Genomic DNA, 17,804 nt, shown 5'->3' on the forward strand with positions numbered 1-17,804 from the left:
TAGGTATATATTAAATTTTTTATTCATACTCTAGTAAATGTACCAAACTATTTAATAGAATCAGGGGGTATTTATGTATCGCATTGTTCGAAATAATATCATAGAATTCACGGGTATTATGCTCATTGTTTTAGCGTTATTACTGCTTTCGTTTAGTACTAGCTTAAAACTCTCATTTGATATACCTCCGTCACTATTAAATCTAAATACAATATTTCTAAGTATTTTAATAGAGGCACTGCCCTTTGTTTTAATCGGAGTCCTCATTGCCGGTGTAATCCAAATATTTGTGACCGAAGAACATATTCAACGCTGGATTCCAAAAAATAAAGTTTTAGCTATCATCATGAGTTGTATCATTGGAGCCCTCTTTCCTGCATGTGAATGTGGAATTGTTCCCATCGTCCGCCGTCTTGTCGGAAAAGGTGTACCCATCCATGCAGCCATCGGCTTTATGCTGACAGGTCCGCTTATAAATCCGATTGTGATAGCCTCCACGTATATGGCATTTGGGAATGATTTTAAGATTGCTGGATTAAGGATGGTGTTAGGTTTTTTCATTGCTGTTTTGGTCGCTTTTGCTGTCAGTATCCTTTTTAAAGGAAATCAATTAAAGAACCCTGTCCTTACAAGTACTTCTCAAATACTCTCAAAGAAAGAAGCTCTTACAACAAGATTTTGGTCGATGTTAACCCATTCGATTGATGAGTTTTTTGATATGGGGAAATACCTTGTAATGGGAGCCTTTTTGGCTGCATTTGTACAAACCTATCTGCCGGCAAAGGCTCTCTTGGAAGCTGGCAGCGGAACGGTATCGTCTCTAGCAGTCATGATGGGATTGGCTTATGTTTTATCCCTTTGTTCTGAAGCAGATGCCTTTATCGGTGCTTCCTTCAGCAGTATTTTCCCGACTTCAGCCATTTTAGGTTTTTTAATCTTTGGTCCAATGATGGATTTAAAAAACACCCTTATGATGCTGAGCGTATTCCGATTGAAGTTTGTTATCGGTGTGCTGGCTTTAATCATTTCGGTCATCTTTATTACAATCATGTCTGTGCAAAGCTTTATTTAAGGGGGGAAAGTCGTGAGATTCCATTTTCAGCAGGCCGTCAGAGCGTTTATTCTGCTAGCTTTTTCAGTCCTGCTTTTTAAGCTTCATTTTACTGGCGAAATAACAAAGTTTATTAATCCAAAATATGAGGGTTTAAGCCAATCCGCTTCTGTATTATTTTTAATATTGTTTATGATCCAAACAACAAGAATATGGACGATTAGGGCAAACAACCAGCATCACCATTGTCATCACGACGCTCACGACCATAACTGCAGTCACGATCATGGAGAAACACCTTTTACTACTAAAAAATTAATCGCTTATCTTGTGATTGTTTTTCCGTTGGTCACGGGGTTCCTGCTTCCGGCCAAGGTGCTAGACGCATCGATTGCGGATAAAAAAGGCGGCTTAGCCGTATTATCTGAACAGCAGGCCGATCAGAAACAAGTGGACGAGGGTGGACCTAACACTGACCAACAGGAAGATCCAGTTATTAATGAGGATTTAGTAGACCTTTCACGTATTAAAGACAACGCTTATACAAACGAAGAATACGAACAGTTAATACAGCAATTAGAACAAAGTTCAACGATTGATATGAACGATACTGTTTTTTCAACTTATTATGAAGAAATGCATATGGACCTCGATAAATTTAAAGGCAGAGAAATTACTTTAAAAGGATTTGTTTACAAAGAAGAAGGACTTGAACAAAACCAGCTAGTGCTGGCAAGATTTTTGATTACCCATTGTGTAGCAGATGCTGGCATTATCGGATTTATTTCAGAGTTACCTGAAGCCACTTTACTAGAAGAAAACACCTGGATTGAAGCGAAAGGCGTTTTAGATACCACAAGCTATAATGGTGCAAAATTTCCAATCATCAAAATCACCAACTGGAAAGAAATCGATGAGCCTAAAGAACCGTATCTCTATCCAATTACCGTGAAAATCCTTTAGAAAAACCAGAGGGTGTCCCAAAAGTATGGGACACCCTCTAGTTAATTACATGTTCCATGCGGGCTAGGACAGCCAATTTCAGCTTTTTCGACCTGGATGGTGCTATGTTCAATATGAAACTCATCGTGAAGAATTTTTTGCGAACATGCCAAAATTTCGTCATGGCTGGCTTCGTCTAAAATGGTAATATGACAGCTTAAAACCGGGTATCCAGATGTAATCGTCCAGACGTGCAAATCATGAACTTCTTTTACTAACGGAATTTTACTCAATGAGTCTTTAACTTGATGGAGATCCATTTGGGTTGGTGCACCTTCCATTAATATATGGAAAGAGTCCTTTGTAACTCGGTATCCGCTAATAATGATTAACACAGCGACAATGACACTGGCAATCGGATCGGCAATCGTCCAGCCGAAGAACATAATCAACAAGGCTGCAATGATGGCACCAACAGATCCAAGCATGTCACCAAGTACATGCAAAAATGCACTTCGGACATTGAGGTTATCATCCTTGTCACCGCTCATCAGAATCCAGGCAGCGATAATGTTTACCACCAATCCCGTTACAGAAATCATCAGCATGCCCGTACTCTGCACCTCCTGCGGCGCAAAGAAACGCTGAAACGCTTCATAAAAGATATATAAGGAAATGATGATTAACGTAAGTCCGTTCAAGGCAGCAGCAATGATTTCAAAGCGCTTATATCCATACGTTTTTTCCTGCGAAACCTGTTTCTCCCCGAGCTTAATGGCGTAAAAGCTTAGACCAAGTGCAGCTGCATCGCTGAGCATATGTCCAGCGTCAGACAATAAGGCTAAGCTGTTTGTTAAAATTCCGCCAATCACCTCGACGACCATAAACGCAGCAATCAAAATAAATGAGCCCAGCAGTGCTTTTTTATTACTTGTATGCGAATGTCCATGCCCGTGACCATGTGAATGCCCGTGAGAGTGGCCATGGTGGTGGTGATGTCCCATAAATTTTCCTCCCCCAAAGAGTTAGTTCTTAGTTTTTTCTTATCTCTGTTTCGTGATACCTATCTACTTTCTGCTCGAAACCTCATGCTGGTGCTCAAAGGCAATGTGAATGAGTTGTTTGACATGATCATCATCGAGGGAATAGTAGGCTAATTTCCCCTCTTTACGGTATTTTGCAAGTCCTTGGCTCTTTAAATGGCGCAAATGATGGGAAGCAGTTGCCGTTGTCGCACCGACAATATTTGCCACATCACATACACATAGCTCCTCCTCAAGTGTGAGAGCATAGGCAATTTTCATTCGGGTTTCATCGGATAAGGCCTTAAAGAGCTTTGTAACCTCAACAATATTACTTTTTTCAACTAATGGCTGTACTCGTGTGGTTTTGTGGCTATCAACACAGTTGACTTCGCAAACATCACGTTCTTTCATTCCATCACCTCATACATTCAAATATCTATTTGATTATATGATATTCAAAGCAATGTTTGAATGTCAATTGTTTTTATTTTATAAGCCTATGTTAAACTGGCCTGTTGATTTATACAAAGTACTTCATTAATCCAAACATAAAACCGCCAAAGAGGACAATGATCCCTGAGAAAATAGCCATTACATTTAAGGTGTCTTGTTTTTGGAGTTTTTTGTACTCTTTGAAGGTAATTTCACCCCTGGCAAATTTTACACCGAAGGGATTTGGTTCTATTGAATATACCGTCCCGTCTTTATCTTCTAATACTACCTTGGTAATGTACCCAGCTTCACTTTCGGAGTATTCTACCCGAATAAATTTGTATAATGAATCTTTCCTAATCTTTTCACTCATTTCAGATGCCTGCTGCTCGATAAAGCTATTTGGCGAACACACATTTATCACCTCATCCGGATAGAGTTTCCTTTAATCCACTATTTTTCCCTAAACCAACTTTTATTATATTGTATGACTACCCTTTAGGTTTGACAACTAAAAAGAGGAACCAATGGCCCCTCTAAGTTAAATAAGTTACACCCTGTGACTCATAGGTAGTGAGAATAAGTAAATATTCGTAACTGCAAGTGCAATCATCAGGATATAGTAAGGCAGCATGGCTTTGAATGACGATTTCTTACCCATCCTGTACGTTACATAAACTGTCCCAATTAATCCAATCACAATAATCGCATATTGTATCATCTGAACGGTAGGAGTAGATGCCAAACTCAAACTTTCTGGATTTGATTCTACTCCAAATAAACCGATACTGTTATACCATATTGCTTTACCTTCCGTAAAAATATGGAATAGATTATGCCCTAAGTGGCCAGCAAGGTCCAACGGAATGATTGCATAACCAAATCGGGTAAAGTTCTTTTTCACTGTGCCTTCCATGCCGAAGAAAGATGCAAGCTTAGCAGTACCTAATAGTAAAAGAATCGGTAATGCCATGGCAATGATAAAGGCAACTGTAAAGTTTACAACATAACTTGATGTACCTGTCACTGTGCCAATTGCTTTTAAAATACCCTGCCACGGTTCAAGCATGGTAATGTTCTGGACAAACACAATTCCCATAATAACAGCTGCTAAGGAAGCATGCTCAAGCTTTGGATTCTTTAAGCCCCATAATTCCTTTGTCGGAATTCTTGTTTCTATTTTGATGGAATCATTGGGACAGTTTTTCACACAATTTCCGCAAATATTACATTCCGCACTGGATTCCATTGTTCTAGGAAATTGGAACATTGGACAGCCTTCAACCTTCTCGGTTCCTTTGTAGCAGGATTGAACTTTACAGGTTTTACAAATATCAGGGGTTGCCTGCACTTTAACTGCACCAGATCGAGCATAGTTACCTGCAAGACCACCTAGGAAGCAAAGTGTCTTACAAAATGTTCTTCTTTCATAAAAAACGGAAGTAACTACAACCATTGTTACGAGCAGTAACAACAGGTATCCTGATCCGCGCGGCGACTCCACAATTCCCCAGACATGGTCACTATAGGTAATCGCAATAAAAAATAAATCGATTAGCCAGATTCCATATTTTTTTAGGAACTTGGGCATTGGCCGCTTGCTGCCAACAAAATTCCGAACAATATCACTTAGCTTGCCAAAGGGGCAAATCGCACACCAGAAACGGCCGGCGACTAAAAATAAAATTGGAATGATTGGCCACCATAATACCCATGTCATCGTTGTTCCAAAGTTCTTACTTGGATTTACCGTTCCCATTACCAATTCAAATACGATTACTGAAAAGACAAAGATGACCATCCATTGAAAAATTCCAGGATACCATTTACTTTTTACAAAACTCTTAACCCATGGAATCGATAAAAGATTAAAAGGTTCCTTCTCAGATTTTAAGTTTCTCTCAGGCATTCCCATTATTTAATCCCCTTCCTTCTAAACCATTTATTCCAGACACCGATTAAGATAAATGATAGATTCACTGCTCCAAATGATCCTAACACTTTATAGTTAGGTGGTGTTTCCACTACAGGTCCATGGTGATCATCAACCTCGCCTTCCTCTTCATGAGCTTCTTCCTCATCTGAATGAGTTTCTGCTTCTTCACCATGTGTATCTTCCTCTTCACCATGAGCGTCAGCCGCATCGGAATGGGCATCTGCTGCATCGGAATGGGCTTCTTCCGCTTCAGTATGCACTTCTGCTTCATCTGGATGAGCCTCAGCCTCTTTTGAATGAGTATCCGCTTCTTTCGAATGAGCATCAGCTTCCTCAGAATGCGAATCTTCATCCTCAGAGTGAGTATCCGCTTCTTCTGAATGCGTATCTGCACTTTCACTCTTTTCGTTTTGTTCATTACCTTCTTGATTTGTTGATTGTTTGTCGTCATGACCTCCCTCTGCCATAACAGATAGGTTAAAAGAGAAAATAAATAATAATACAAATAAAGCTATAAATCTCTTTTTCACTTTTTACACCTCCACAAAGTTTTTTACGAATTAAACATTTCATTTGTTTATAACTATAATTTAGTGGGTATATTTGCAGTTTTTATGCATTTTTAATGGAGATAATATGGCTGATACTTTTATTTGAGATTTGTTCATCGTTTTGTAATAAACAAAATTTTATAAGCTACTAAATTACATGCCTTTTGATTTTTTAGGCAAAAAAAACTCTGACCACAGTCTCCAATGGTCAGAGTTTTAACCCTCCTAAGTTAACAAACGATTATCAATCCGTTTTAAAAATTTGTTGAAAGCTTCCCGTTTTTTCCCCTCTTTTGCATAGATGTCGATGATATTCTCAACCATCGAATACAATTCCTCAGGGGTTAAATTTTCTGCGATTAGGGTACCTACTTGTGCGTCGTTTCCCTTCGCTTTACCACCTGCATATACGTTATAATGGTCCCTTACTTTCATCACACCGATATCACTTAACATCGGTTCCCCACAGCCAACAGGACAGCCTGTATAGGCAACTTTCAGGGTAAAAGGTACGGCTTTCCCAGCTATGCGTCGGTTTAATTCCTTAGCGACCGGCATTCCTTCCTCTTCTTCTCCCTTACAAAAATTGCAGGTTCTCAGACTCTTCACAAAATTTCCGACCGGATAACAAGCCAAGCCCACGCGGTTGAATTCCTCCATTATTTCAACTTTGTTTTCTTCAGGTATTTCTATATAAAGTTGTTGAAAGGTTGTCAGCTCTATTTCTTCATCTTCATTTAAATACTTTGCAATGGTTACTAATTGTTTCGGATTTAACTTAGCTCCAAATCCGATACCGCCATTAACGGCAACCTTTATTTTCTTGCCTTCCGCAGTCATATTTTTTTCCTATCCCCCAGCATTTCTCTATACATGATTATTTTAACATGGCTTTTTTTATCACTCAGAAAAAAAGAGCTTAATCCCTAAAAGGATAAGCTCTTCAATATTATTTAGCTGGAGATAGTTCACTCTCCGTTACCCATTTATGATTTGTTACTTTTTCTCCATCCGTAGTGGTGAAATCAACCATATACACAGTTGTTGCTTCAACTGAATCAATTTCAGCTGTCACTCCATCCATGCCTTCCATGTGTTCAGCATTGATGGTAACTTCTGATCCAGGTTTAAATGGTTCGTCACCCGCATCCTGAATTTCCTCATGAATGACCCATTTATGGTTTTCTATTTTTTCTCCACCATCTGTCGGAGTGTAAGAAATGGTATAAACCGTGGTATCATACGCTCCTACAATCGTTGCTTCAGCACCCTTCATACCTTCCATGTGATCGGACTCAATAATCACTTTACTGCCTGTTTTGTATTTCGGATTTTCAGCTTCCTTTAACCCTTCAGGGACTTCAGACGATCCTGAGTGGTCCATATTAGAGTGACCGCCGTCATTTGAGCAAGCTCCTAGAATAACGAACAGGGCTGCTAACACAAGTAAAATAACTGATTTTTTCATTCCTTTTTTGATCATTTAAATAACTACCCCTTTTCCCTTTATTTAAACAAGTAAGATGTTAGCACAAATTTGTGCAGAAAATATGAATTTAACTGTTGGCATTCCCATAGCAAACAATTTATAAATAAGCCATTAAATCTGCAAACATTCTTCATATTTTTCATTTATTATAATGATATATTGTGTAAATGGCGGTGGAGTATGAAAACGATATTACTTGTAGATGATGAAACCCGGATGCTAGACCTTTTAGACTTATACTTAAATCCCCATGGTTATAAATGTATCAAGACACCTTCTAGTAAAGATGCCATATTCATTTTAGAAGAGGAGAAAATTGACCTTGTAATTCTTGATGTGATGATGCCGGAAATGGATGGCTGGACGACCTGCAAAAAAATTAGAGAGTTTTCAAATGTTCCTGTCATTATGCTTACTGCAAGAACGGAAACGGTCGATATCATTAAAGGGCTAAAATTTGGTGCAGATGATTATGTGACGAAACCATTCAGCGAAGAGGAATTATTAGCTAGAATTGAAGCATTGTTAAGAAGAACAAATGATGTAAAAGAAAAAAGACTGATTTTTAAAGGGTTAGAGTGGAAGGAAGAATCTGTTGAATTGAAATATCAAAGTACTGCCATTCAAGTAACACCCAAAGAATTTGCCTTAGTGGGTTTGTTTTTAAAAAATCCTCACAAAGTCTTTTCCCGCGACCATTTATTGTCTACCATATGGGGATTAAACTCACATATAGATGATCGGACCGTAGATTCCCATATTCGGAATCTGCGAGAAAAATTGCGAAATGCCGGCTTTCCTGTTGATAACCACCTATTTACGGTTTGGGGAGTCGGATATAAATGGACAGTTGATGATACAGAAACATCTATTTAGACTACGAGGTGTTTACCCTTGAAGATTTCCATAAAACTAGGATTATGGTTCTCCCTTTGTATATTAATTATTGAAGTAGTTTCGATGACTTTCTTGCATAACAATTTAGTACATACACGGGTCCACCAGGAATTTGAATCCCTTCTCTCAAAGGGAAATAGTCACCGTGCTGTATTAGAAGCGAAGGCAGACGCGCACACACTTAGTCATGTAAAATTAATGGCAGCACAATCCGATTCCCCGGTGGTGGTGACGAACCTTGATGGTGAGATTTTGGTTTCTTCTAACAAGATTAACAGTAGCATAGAGGACATATTGAATTTACCTGTTGCAGACATTGACCTTCCGAAAAGAGGAAAAATCCTCCAAGAGGACTGGAAAAAGAAAGAATATATCGCCACAGTTACGCCGATAAATAAAGATGGTAAGAAATTCGGTTATGTGTATATGTTCAAAAAAACAGATGATGTCCAAAAGCTGATCTCCCAATTAAATAGACATATTTTTATTGCATCTGTGCTTATCCTGTTCACGGTTCTAATTTTCATTTTCTTTTTATCAAAAGCTGTAACAAAGCCTTTGATCACCATGAAAGAGGCAACAAAAAAGTTAAGCACAGGGGATTTTTCTGTTACTCTTCCAAAACTGTCCAATGATGAAATAGGAGAGCTTTCACTTTCCATCCAAACGCTTGCCAATGACTTAAATTATTTAAAACAAGAACGAAACGAGTTTTTGGCTAGTATTTCTCACGAACTTCGCACTCCCTTGACCTATATTAATGGGTATGCTGACATCGCCAGGCGAAAGAATCTTGAAGAAAAGGACCGAGCACACTACCTTGAAATTATCCAAGAAGAATCCCAGCGTGTAAGCAGCTTACTAAAAGAGTTATTTGACCTTGCCAAATTGGACCAAAATACGTTTTCAATAAAGAAAGAACAGGTAAATTTGAGCAGCTTTCTTCACTCCATTTATGAGAGGGTTTTGCCGGCGTTTAAAAATAAACGAATACACCTGCAATTAGACTGTCCAACGAACTTATTTATTGATATTGACCCTACTAGATTTGAACAGGTGTTAATCAACCTGTTAGATAATAGTCTCAAATACTCGAATGAAACCAGCACTACGAATGTAAGGGCAGTAGAAGAGAATGGAAAAGTTCAAATTACGATTCAAGACCAGGGAATTGGAATTCCCGAAGAAGACCTGCCGCATATCTTTGACCGTCTTTATAGAGTGGATAAATCTCGCTCAAGGGCTACAGGTGGATTCGGTTTGGGTCTTGCCATTGTCCAACAGCTAGTCGAAGCTCACGGTGGAGAAATTAATATTGAAAGTCAAGTAGGCGTAGGAACTCGCTTTATGATTATTTTGACTCAACAAAAAAGCTCCTTCTAAACTGCTGCTAGAAGGAGTTTTTAATGTAATTACCATTCTGCAATGCTTCCATCCTTGTGGCGCCAAACTGGGTTTTTCCAGTTATGACTGATTTCTGCTTGTTTTCTTACAAATTCTTCATTGATTTCAATTCCTAATCCGGGACCTTGCGGGATGCTGACATAACCATCTTTATATTCAAATACAGATTTATCAACAATGTAATCCATCAAGTCACTGCCTTGGTTGTAATGGATACCCAAGCTTTGCTCTTGAATAAAGGCATTATGTGCTGTTGCATCCACTTGCAGACAAGCTGCAAGGGCAATTGGTCCTAATGGACAATGTGGGGCAAGTGCGACATCATACGCTTCCGCCATCGAGGCAATCTTTTTACATTCCGTTATACCGCCTGCATGGGATAAGTCAGGCTGAATGATATCGACATATCCATCGGACAGCAATGATTTAAAATCCCAGCGCGAAAACATCCTCTCTCCCGTTGCAATCGGGATCGATGTATGTTGGGCAATTTCCTTTAAGGCTTCATTATTTTCGCTCAAAACCGGCTCTTCAATAAACATCGGTCTGAACTGTTCTAGTTCTTTTGCTAGAATCTTGGCCATTGGTTTATGTACCCTGCCGTGAAAATCAATCCCAATTCCTACGTACTGTCCGACAGCTTCACGAACCGCAGCAATTCGTTCCAGCACCTGATCAATTTTCTCATAGGAATCAACATACTGTAATTCTTCGGTTCCATTCATTTTGACAGCCGTAAAGCCAACATCGACAACTTTCTTGGCCGCTGCTCCAACATCAGATGGACGATCGCCGCCAATCCAGGAATACACCTTAATCGAATCTCGGCAGGCACCGCCTAACAGCTGATAGACTGGAGCATTAAAGTACTTTCCTTTAATATCCCAAAGGGCCTGGTCAATTCCCGCAATTGCACTCATGATAATGGGACCTCCCCGATAAAATCCGGAACGATACATCATGTTCCAATGATCTTCAATTCGGAGCGGATCCTTGCCGATTAAGGATTCCATCAATTCCTCAACACAAGCCTTAACCGTGGCCGCTTTTCCTTCAATGACCGGTTCACCCCAGCCAACAATTCCTTCATCGGTTTCTATTTTTAAAAATAACCAGCGTGGCGGAACTTGAAAAAGCTCGTAACTGCGAATTCTCATCTGCAAACACTCCCCATATTTAGTAAAAGTCACCTTATTCTGAGATGCCTAAATCACAATCTAAAATCTCAGTTGCTCCATAAACAAGCGAATATTCTACCTGCTGGTCACTAGCCTCAATGATTGTCCATTTAGGATTCGTATACCTTAATAAATGGGTAAAAGCCTTTCGTAATGGGTTTGAACCTCCGACAATTACCCAATCTATCTCGTCCATTGCTTCCATCGTTTGAGAAAGTGCCTGAAGATCATTATAGATGACAGCTCCAGCAAAATAATTTGCCCGCTGATTTTCTTCCAAATCAGAAAATAAATCAAGTAAACGAATATGATAAAAACTCCGTGTCAGGCCATGCATTTTCGCCGCTTCATACCCGGATTCAAGCATTTTCTCATCGATGCTTCCAATAAGATTTGAATTCAAGGAATCAGAAAGAATTGTTTCCTTCTGAACAGCCTGGAGGATTTCCCCTCCTAATGTTGATACACAGTACAACAAATCCTTATTTTCACCAACAGCCACAAATTTTGTATGAGAGCCAGGAAGAATAATCATCCCTTTTCCCTGTACGGCAAACTGTTTTAGCAGTCCAAAGGATTCTACTTCCTCCCCGCGCATCACATCAAAATCATTAATACGGGATACCAAATCCTCAGTCCCCGAAAGGCTGGTTTTATTTTTCATCCCCGGAATAAAAACACAAGGGATATACAGGAACTCTTCAAGCTTGGTTACTTTTGAGTACTTGGCAAAGTCGGAAACTCCTGCGGGACTAGCCACATGAGGAATCTCATAGATTCCTAAATTGGAGGTAATCATCCCTGATGCTGCAATATACTTTATATCAGAGGGGGTAAACTGATTTCTAGTTAATAATCGCTGGATTCCTTTTTTCAATTGGACCTTCAGGTTATGATTACTACCTGAAATGGCTGTGTCCCTAACACCAATTCGGATTTTTTCAGAATCAATGACTTTGTTTGTTGTTCGATCATATAGTCTAAGTCTGGAGTTGGTTGTTCCAGAATCAATCAGAATTACCTTCACATTCGCCACCGCTTTTCTCGTCATTCAATTTGGTGATTATTGTTGACTGACAATTTCTACGAAGCTTGCTGCCCGTCTTTCAATTTCTGTAAAATCACCTTGTTGTACTAGCTTTTCATCCACGAGCGCACTGCCAATTCCCAAGGCACTTGCACCTGACTTTAAATATAAACCTGCATTCTCTAGGGAGATTCCCCCGACAGCCATCGTTTCAACAAACGGTAACGGACCCTTTAAGTCAGTCAAATACTTATGACCAAGCTGTCGAATCGGGAAGATTTTAACCATTTTTGCCCCGTATTCATATGCCGTTAACACCTCAGTAGGAGTCATGACTCCCGGGATAATCGGCACATGATAGCGATTGGAGATTTCAATGGTTTCCTTTTTCAAAGTGGGGGTTAGGAGGAAGCCTGCCCCAGACATAATCGCTAGTCTAGCAGTCTCTGAATCTAATACCGTCCCTGCCCCAATCAGCAGCTCAGGAAAGTTTTCTTTTAACCGTTCAATTCCACTTAAAGCACCAGGGGTATTCATCGTGATTTCAATAGCACGAATTCCCCCCTTATAGAGACTTCTAACTGTATTTTCTAATCCCTCTAACGAGTGGCTGCGAATAATGGCCACCAGTTTTGCTCTTCTAATCTCCTCTAATGACGAGGTGCTCATTCCACTTCAACTCCTTAGATGAAAGTTACCCTTTTACACTTCCTCCCGTCAGCCCAGCAATAATATACTTTTGGGCAAACAGCGCCAAAATAAGAACCGGTGCTGTGATGATCACGGAAGCCGCCATCAGCCCACCCCAGTTTATCTCTGAATAGGAGATAAAATTAAACACTGCTATCGGTAATGTCTTCGTATTGTCACCTGCAAGAATCAAGGAAAACATAAAGTTATTCCATGAAAAAATAAACGCTAAGATCGATGATGTCACAATTCCCGGTCCTGAGATTGGGAGCATAACTCTTACAAATGCACCAGGGATGGAACATCCGTCAACACGAGCAGACTCCTCAAGTTCAAGCGGCAATCCTTCAAAGAACGGAATCATAACCCAAATAATAAACGGCATTGTCACAAGCATATGACTGAGAATAAGGGAAGTATAAGTATCAATTAATTGCAATTTCGAGAAAATGATAAACCAAGGGATAAGGAAAGAGATACCAGGAACAATTCTGGCTACCAGTATCAAAAGTCCAAGCCCTTCCTGTTTATATTTTGCAATGGAATAAGCAGCCGGCAATCCTAGAATTAGGCCAAAAATCGTCGCACCTATTCCAACAATAAAGCTGTTCCAAATAAATGAAAGAAAAGAATATTCGTTAAATACGCTAATGTAATTACTGAAATTAGCGGTAATTTCAAATAGTTTTGATGTATCTAATATCTGTACTTGCGTTTTAAATGACGCAAGGAGCATCCAAAGGAAAGGTAGTAAAAACAAAAACAGGGATAAGTAGACACCCACATGAGTTAGGATTGATTTTATTGTTATCGGTTTTTTTCTACTCATAGGTTAACCCCCGCACTCTTCCGTAAAAGGATCGTGAAAATACTGATGCTAAGGACAATAATGAAGAAGATCATTAGCAAGGCTGATGCCTGGCCAATTTTAAAGTATTGAAATCCTAAAACGTAACCATAGATATTGATTGTCTGGGATGACGTTCCTGGACCACCCTGGGTTGTAGCATATATAATATCGAACGTTTTTAATGCATCAATCATTCTTAGCAAGACGGCCGAATAAAGTGTCGGCTTCAATAAAGGAAGTGTAATTTTTGTAAACGATTGCCATGTATTCGCTCCATCAATCATAGCAGCCTCATATGGATCCTTTGGCAGCGAAACGAGACCTGCTAATACGATTAATGCAATCATTGGTGTCCATTCCCAAATGTCAATAAAGATTAACGATGGCATAACAAGACTCTGAGAGGTTAACCATTCCTGACCTGGGAGCCCTAATTTTTCTAAAAAAACATTTGCGATACCAATATTAGGCTCATAAATAAGCACCCAAATTAAACCTACAGCAACTGGAGTTGCAACCATTGGCAATAGAAATAATGTTTTTACTAGCCCTTTGCCAACAATATTTTGGTTCATCAGAATGGCAAGCCCCACTCCCAATACTGTTTCAAGCGTTACCGCCACAATGGTAAAGTAAAACATAAGTTTTAATGATTTAATAAAAAGTTCATCTTGAAATAATTCAAGGTAATTTTGAAAAGCTACCCATAACGGCGGGGTAATATTCGACATACTCCATTCATGAAAACTAAGCCAGAATGTATATCCGACAGGCGCGACCATCATTAGTGCTACAAAGATCACAGCAGGCATAGTAAAAACCCACTTGATGTTACGATCAATCCAATTTGTCATACTGCTCCTCCTTACCAATGATCAATTGCCTTAAAAAAAACGGCCTCCTGAGAGCATCTAGAAGTCAAACCCAGACTGCTAACCGAAAACCGTTTCAAATTAGGTTAAATCGGTTTTATTATTTCTCGCTGTCAATAATCTTCTGGAATTCTTCATCTGCTTTTTCGGCAGCCGCTTTGACGTCTTTCCCTTCAATTCCTGCTAAAATGACATCACCAATCACGTCACGTGCTGCTCCTACGTTAATTAGAACTGGACGATCGTAAGGGACAGCCTCAGCTTCACCATTTGCACCAATAGCTTCTGCTAAATCTTTCGGGAATTTTGCCGTTCCTTCTGGCGACTCCCAGACAGAAATACGTGCACCAGGGTTACCTTCAGCTTGAAGCTTCAACACCATTTCTTTACTTTCAGCCCATTTAATAAATTCCCATGCAGCATCCTTTTTCTCAGAGTTCGCTCCGATACCAAGTGCCCAAGATGTGATATTATAAGGCTTTGAACCTTCCGGACCAGCCGGGAATGGGGCAAATCCAACTTTATCTGCTACCTGTGATTTGGCAGGGTCAGTGGCATTGGTAAATAAAGATGAAGCATCAGTATAGAATGCCGCTTGTCCTTGAGTGAACACTGCCATTGCTTCCGGCCAGCTCATGTTTAATGTACCTTTAGGACCGTATTTATTAAGCATGTTTCCGTAGTAATTAAATGCTTCAATCGCTTCAGGCGATGTAATGGCTGATTTTCCATCCTTCATGAAATCGCCGCCGAAAGCATACAAGTAGCTTGAGAACTGAGTAACTGCTGCAGCACGCTTACCACGAGAAACGAATCCTGAAACTCCATTTGCTGGATCATGTAATGTCTTTGCCGCTGCTTCAAGTTCTTCAAGTGTCTTTGGAACTTCAATACCAGCCTTTTCTAAAAGGTCTTTACGGTAGTAAAGCACTTGAGTTTCTGTTACTAGAGGCAATCCGTAAAACTTTTCTCCATCCTTGACACTTCCAAGTGATGAAGGAATAAAGTCATTTGTGTAGTCCTTCTCTTCTCCAACATAACTGCTCATATCTGCAAAGTATCCACTCTTGTTGTACATTTTTCCATCCTGAAGCGGACGGAACATTACAACATCGATACCCTTTGAGTTAGAAGCAAACTCGACAGATGTTTTTTGTGTCAGTTGATCTTCAAAATAGCTATCAATCTTAACCTTAATTCCTGTCTCTTTTTCGAATGCAGGTAATTCATTCTTAATAGCCTCTGTCCATGGATGGTTTGCTGCCACCACGCGAATCTCTTGGACCTTTTTCTCCCCATTATCAGATGTTTCTTTTGCTGTATCTGACCCGCCGCTGCAGCCGACGAGCGCTGAACTAATCCCTACAGCTAAAGCAAGATACCCTGCTGCCTTCTTAAAACCTAAGAAATTACTTTTCATAATTCTCCCCCTATTTCTAATATAAAAATAATTAAAAAACGTGACAACGCTTTCATTATATGGTGAAAAAATTTGGCTTGTTGAGAAGATTTAAGCGCTATCAAAATATGTTTAAATGGTCGTGAAACCATATAATGACTTATAAAAAATCATTCTATAAATCTAGCTAATCATTTGAGTTATCTGTATCCAATGCTAATTGATATTTTACTTGCTGTATCGAGCAGCTTCTCAGTGATCAATTCTTTTTGCTTAAGCATCCTATCTTTCGGCCCTGCTACACTAATCGCCGCCTCAACGGTTTGGTTTGCCCCATACACAGGCGCTGCAAGACAATAGAGTCCTTCTTCATTTTCCTCATCATCAATAGCATAACCCTGTTCAGCAAACCATTCTAACTGCTGTAACAGTTCTTCCTTATTGGTGATCGTCTTATCCGTGATGCGTGCAAGTCTTAGATTATCTAATATTTTAATCTTTCTATCTTCCGGCAGAAAGGTTAAAAATGCCTTACCCAATCCGGTACAGTATAGAGGCTTACTTTTTCCCGGCTCAGCAGTGGTACGGATGGAACGATTACTATTTATTTTTGCTATATACGCCAGTTCAGATTGATCTAAAATGGCCATGAAAACGGTTTCCTGTACCTCTTCCATCAATTCTTTTAGAAAAAGCGACCCTTGCGCATAAAGATCTAATGAATCCTTTGCTACTCCGCCAAGCTGGATCAATTTAGGTCCAAGCTTATATTTTCTAAAATCATCAGCAATCAGATAGCTGTTTGTATATAACGTCTCAATCAAACCAGAAGTGCTGCTTTGGGGAAAGGAAAGTTTACTGCTAATTTCCTTTATGGTTAATCCCTCTGGATGTTGGGCTAGTAAATCAAAAACCATTAAAACACGTTTAGCTGATTTTACCGACATAACTCTTCCTCCTTAAATCACATATGTGATTCGATATCATATATATGATTCATAAACAAAGCATACTATAGGCTTCCTATTCTGGCAATAACTTATTTAAAAATTCCGCTAATTAGTCCAATTAATAAAAGTTTTCATACAAAAAGGACTATTATAAGTCCTTCATGTTTAAAACCTATTTAAGTATCATTTGTACCATCATATTTAAGTAGACGTTTTTCTTTTTTAATACATACAATAAAGAGGACTAGCATGATGATACATGCTATAAGCAGCATCCACCATTGCCATGTGAACAATGTATGCTTCGTCCATATTTCCATTCTTAAGTCCGTTAATTGGTTTGAAAGTTTATCAATCTGCTTACCTAATTCCTCCATTGGAATCCTCCCAATTTTGATTTCCTAAATCACATAAGAGTTCTTTATTGAATTGGATTGGGTGATTCTGCTTCGTCAAGTACCTGGGCAGAATTTCTGCGAATCGATAATGTAAGTTCAGCAATGAAATACAGTATAACCGCCGGCCAAATCCAGGTCCATAAAAACTCTATTGCTTCATAAACAGAAACAATCACAGGATGAACCCATTTTACACAAGCTAAGGACAGCAGAATCCAACAAAGAGAGAATGGCAAACAAATATGGCCGTGTATCTGCATAGGCATATCAGAATAATTCCACCATTGACGATGAAAAAACTTCTGTAGTAGAGCCCCACTTAGATACTCGATAAACGTAGGAATAAAAAAACATAGTAACAGAACAACTGCCCAATTTGTTTCTGGACCGATTAAATAAACCAAGAGTACAGGGGCGAAGCCATACATAGGCTTAAAGGGTCCAAGAAAAAAATTCGGTTTAAAGAATTTTCGTTTTGTCATGTAACTGTAGCTATTTTCTAATAGCCAGCCAATCAAAGAATAAATCGTGAAATAAAAAACAACTGCAGAAACTCCTTCAAAGCTTATATTTAAAGGAGTGTTAAAATCTAAAAAGCTAATCATATGGCTAAACCACCTTTCTTGGATATAAATTTTCCATTTTAGGTTTAGCACTCACACTCTCAAATATACCGATAAATTCCTAATAGAAATCCCGCTGCCAAAATAAAT

The 17,804-nt window shown here is 39.2% G+C and carries 20 protein-coding genes; 4 read left to right on the forward strand and 16 right to left on the reverse strand.

From position 1 onward, the window contains the following. Positions 1-73: 73 nt before the first annotated feature. Complete coding sequence (locus MLOOGBEN_RS01795; protein ID WP_179156539.1) at positions 74-1,072, forward strand: permease; 999 nt, start codon at positions 74-76, stop codon at positions 1,070-1,072. Between the two features lie 12 nt (positions 1,073-1,084). Beyond that, positions 1,085-2,014: a TIGR03943 family putative permease subunit gene (locus MLOOGBEN_RS01800; protein WP_179156540.1), complete on the forward strand. Its 930-nt coding sequence runs from the start codon at positions 1,085-1,087 to the stop codon at positions 2,012-2,014. Between the two features lie 41 nt (positions 2,015-2,055). Here MLOOGBEN_RS01800 and MLOOGBEN_RS01805 read toward each other — a convergent pair whose 3' ends face one another. The 7 genes from MLOOGBEN_RS01805 to MLOOGBEN_RS01835 all read right to left on the reverse strand — a co-directional run bounded on the left by MLOOGBEN_RS01805 (position 2,056) and on the right by MLOOGBEN_RS01835 (position 7,420). Further along, positions 2,056-2,997 (reverse strand): cation diffusion facilitator family transporter, encoded by a 942-nt coding sequence (locus tag MLOOGBEN_RS01805; protein WP_179156541.1) that lies wholly within the window; start codon positions 2,995-2,997, stop codon positions 2,056-2,058. Between the two features lie 63 nt (positions 2,998-3,060). Beyond that, positions 3,061-3,429: an ArsR/SmtB family transcription factor gene (locus tag MLOOGBEN_RS01810; RefSeq protein ID WP_179156542.1), complete on the reverse strand. Its 369-nt coding sequence runs from the start codon at positions 3,427-3,429 to the stop codon at positions 3,061-3,063. A 109-nt stretch (positions 3,430-3,538) separates the two neighbouring features. Next, the gene (locus tag MLOOGBEN_RS01815; protein ID WP_179156543.1) at positions 3,539-3,865 is read right to left on the reverse strand and encodes a hypothetical protein; all 327 of its coding nucleotides are present in this window, start codon (positions 3,863-3,865) and stop codon (positions 3,539-3,541) included. A gap of 135 nt (positions 3,866-4,000) precedes the next feature. Beyond that, positions 4,001-5,365: a 4Fe-4S binding protein gene (locus MLOOGBEN_RS01820; RefSeq protein ID WP_179156544.1), complete on the reverse strand. Its 1,365-nt coding sequence runs from the start codon at positions 5,363-5,365 to the stop codon at positions 4,001-4,003. Then, positions 5,365-5,916: a hypothetical protein gene (locus MLOOGBEN_RS01825; RefSeq protein ID WP_179156545.1), complete on the reverse strand. Its 552-nt coding sequence runs from the start codon at positions 5,914-5,916 to the stop codon at positions 5,365-5,367. Before MLOOGBEN_RS01825 ends, MLOOGBEN_RS01820 begins: the two co-directional genes overlap by 1 nt. Positions 5,917-6,162: 246 nt before the next feature. Then, a complete protein-coding gene (locus tag MLOOGBEN_RS01830) occupies positions 6,163-6,777 on the reverse strand; it encodes a nitrite reductase (protein ID WP_179156546.1) in 615 nt (204 codons plus the stop codon). 109 nt (positions 6,778-6,886) lie between these two features. Continuing rightward, complete coding sequence (locus tag MLOOGBEN_RS01835; RefSeq protein ID WP_179156547.1) at positions 6,887-7,420, reverse strand: YdhK family protein; 534 nt, start codon at positions 7,418-7,420, stop codon at positions 6,887-6,889. A gap of 186 nt (positions 7,421-7,606) precedes the next feature. Here MLOOGBEN_RS01835 and MLOOGBEN_RS01840 point away from each other — a divergent pair, with 186 nt between their 5' ends. Both MLOOGBEN_RS01840 and MLOOGBEN_RS01845 read left to right on the forward strand, forming a co-directional pair. Then, positions 7,607-8,302, forward strand: coding sequence for a response regulator transcription factor (locus MLOOGBEN_RS01840; protein ID WP_179156548.1), 696 nt, complete (start codon positions 7,607-7,609; stop codon positions 8,300-8,302). A gap of 18 nt (positions 8,303-8,320) precedes the next feature. Continuing rightward, on the forward strand, positions 8,321-9,706 hold the full coding sequence (locus MLOOGBEN_RS01845) for a sensor histidine kinase (RefSeq protein ID WP_256988794.1): 1,386 nt from the start codon (positions 8,321-8,323) through the stop codon (positions 9,704-9,706). Between the two features lie 29 nt (positions 9,707-9,735). Here MLOOGBEN_RS01845 and dgoD read toward each other — a convergent pair whose 3' ends face one another. The 9 genes from dgoD to MLOOGBEN_RS01890 all read right to left on the reverse strand — a co-directional run bounded on the left by dgoD (position 9,736) and on the right by MLOOGBEN_RS01890 (position 17,696). Next, entirely contained in the window at positions 9,736-10,884 is a 1,149-nt protein-coding gene (dgoD, locus tag MLOOGBEN_RS01850) for a galactonate dehydratase (RefSeq protein ID WP_179156549.1), read from the reverse strand. Positions 10,885-10,918: 34 nt separating this feature from the next. Then, a complete protein-coding gene (locus tag MLOOGBEN_RS01855; RefSeq protein WP_218780991.1) occupies positions 10,919-11,956 on the reverse strand; it encodes a 2-dehydro-3-deoxygalactonokinase in 1,038 nt (345 codons plus the stop codon). A gap of 12 nt (positions 11,957-11,968) precedes the next feature. Beyond that, positions 11,969-12,601, reverse strand: a complete 633-nt coding sequence (locus MLOOGBEN_RS01860) for a bifunctional 4-hydroxy-2-oxoglutarate aldolase/2-dehydro-3-deoxy-phosphogluconate aldolase (RefSeq protein WP_179156551.1) — start codon at positions 12,599-12,601, stop codon at positions 11,969-11,971. A gap of 25 nt (positions 12,602-12,626) precedes the next feature. Continuing rightward, a complete protein-coding gene (locus MLOOGBEN_RS01865; protein WP_179156552.1) occupies positions 12,627-13,451 on the reverse strand; it encodes a carbohydrate ABC transporter permease in 825 nt (274 codons plus the stop codon). Continuing rightward, positions 13,448-14,326: a carbohydrate ABC transporter permease gene (locus MLOOGBEN_RS01870; RefSeq protein ID WP_179156553.1), complete on the reverse strand. Its 879-nt coding sequence runs from the start codon at positions 14,324-14,326 to the stop codon at positions 13,448-13,450. The genes MLOOGBEN_RS01865 and MLOOGBEN_RS01870 overlap by 4 nt, the downstream gene beginning before the upstream one ends. Positions 14,327-14,444: 118 nt before the next feature. After that, complete coding sequence (locus MLOOGBEN_RS01875) at positions 14,445-15,764, reverse strand: ABC transporter substrate-binding protein (protein ID WP_179156554.1); 1,320 nt, start codon at positions 15,762-15,764, stop codon at positions 14,445-14,447. Between the two features lie 179 nt (positions 15,765-15,943). Next, positions 15,944-16,690, reverse strand: coding sequence for an IclR family transcriptional regulator (locus MLOOGBEN_RS01880; protein ID WP_179156555.1), 747 nt, complete (start codon positions 16,688-16,690; stop codon positions 15,944-15,946). Positions 16,691-16,869: 179 nt separating this feature from the next. After that, entirely contained in the window at positions 16,870-17,070 is a 201-nt protein-coding gene (locus tag MLOOGBEN_RS01885; RefSeq protein ID WP_179156556.1) for a hypothetical protein, read from the reverse strand. 44 nt (positions 17,071-17,114) lie between these two features. Next, positions 17,115-17,696: a putative ABC transporter permease gene (locus tag MLOOGBEN_RS01890; protein ID WP_179156557.1), complete on the reverse strand. Its 582-nt coding sequence runs from the start codon at positions 17,694-17,696 to the stop codon at positions 17,115-17,117. Positions 17,697-17,804 lie beyond the last annotated feature (108 nt).

This window comes from Bacillus sp. EB106-08-02-XG196 (assembly GCF_013396335.1).
Taxonomy (GTDB): Bacteria; Bacillota; Bacilli; order Bacillales; family Cytobacillaceae; genus Neobacillus.

What these genes read in the sequence shown, in the direction of transcription:
- MLOOGBEN_RS01795 (WP_179156539.1), top strand. Translation starts at nt 74, where the DNA reads ATGTATCGCATTGTTCGAAATAATATCATAGAATTCACGGGTATTATG.
- MLOOGBEN_RS01805 (WP_179156541.1), bottom strand. Translation starts at nt 2,997, where the DNA reads ATGGGACATCACCACCACCATGGCCACTCTCACGGGCATTCACATGGT.
- MLOOGBEN_RS01810 (WP_179156542.1), bottom strand. Translation starts at nt 3,429, where the DNA reads ATGAAAGAACGTGATGTTTGCGAAGTCAACTGTGTTGATAGCCACAAA.
- MLOOGBEN_RS01820 (WP_179156544.1), bottom strand. Translation starts at nt 5,365, where the DNA reads ATGGGAATGCCTGAGAGAAACTTAAAATCTGAGAAGGAACCTTTTAAT.
- MLOOGBEN_RS01830 (WP_179156546.1), bottom strand. Translation starts at nt 6,777, where the DNA reads ATGACTGCGGAAGGCAAGAAAATAAAGGTTGCCGTTAATGGCGGTATC.
- MLOOGBEN_RS01835 (WP_179156547.1), bottom strand. Translation starts at nt 7,420, where the DNA reads ATGATCAAAAAAGGAATGAAAAAATCAGTTATTTTACTTGTGTTAGCA.
- MLOOGBEN_RS01840 (WP_179156548.1), top strand. Translation starts at nt 7,607, where the DNA reads ATGAAAACGATATTACTTGTAGATGATGAAACCCGGATGCTAGACCTT.
- dgoD (WP_179156549.1), bottom strand. Translation starts at nt 10,884, where the DNA reads ATGAGAATTCGCAGTTACGAGCTTTTTCAAGTTCCGCCACGCTGGTTA.
- MLOOGBEN_RS01855 (WP_218780991.1), bottom strand. Translation starts at nt 11,956, where the DNA reads ATGACGAGAAAAGCGGTGGCGAATGTGAAGGTAATTCTGATTGATTCT.
- MLOOGBEN_RS01860 (WP_179156551.1), bottom strand. Translation starts at nt 12,601, where the DNA reads ATGAGCACCTCGTCATTAGAGGAGATTAGAAGAGCAAAACTGGTGGCC.
- MLOOGBEN_RS01865 (WP_179156552.1), bottom strand. Translation starts at nt 13,451, where the DNA reads ATGAGTAGAAAAAAACCGATAACAATAAAATCAATCCTAACTCATGTG.
- MLOOGBEN_RS01870 (WP_179156553.1), bottom strand. Translation starts at nt 14,326, where the DNA reads ATGACAAATTGGATTGATCGTAACATCAAGTGGGTTTTTACTATGCCT.
- MLOOGBEN_RS01875 (WP_179156554.1), bottom strand. Translation starts at nt 15,764, where the DNA reads ATGAAAAGTAATTTCTTAGGTTTTAAGAAGGCAGCAGGGTATCTTGCT.
- MLOOGBEN_RS01880 (WP_179156555.1), bottom strand. Translation starts at nt 16,690, where the DNA reads ATGTCGGTAAAATCAGCTAAACGTGTTTTAATGGTTTTTGATTTACTA.
- MLOOGBEN_RS01885 (WP_179156556.1), bottom strand. Translation starts at nt 17,070, where the DNA reads ATGGAGGAATTAGGTAAGCAGATTGATAAACTTTCAAACCAATTAACG.
- MLOOGBEN_RS01890 (WP_179156557.1), bottom strand. Translation starts at nt 17,696, where the DNA reads ATGATTAGCTTTTTAGATTTTAACACTCCTTTAAATATAAGCTTTGAA.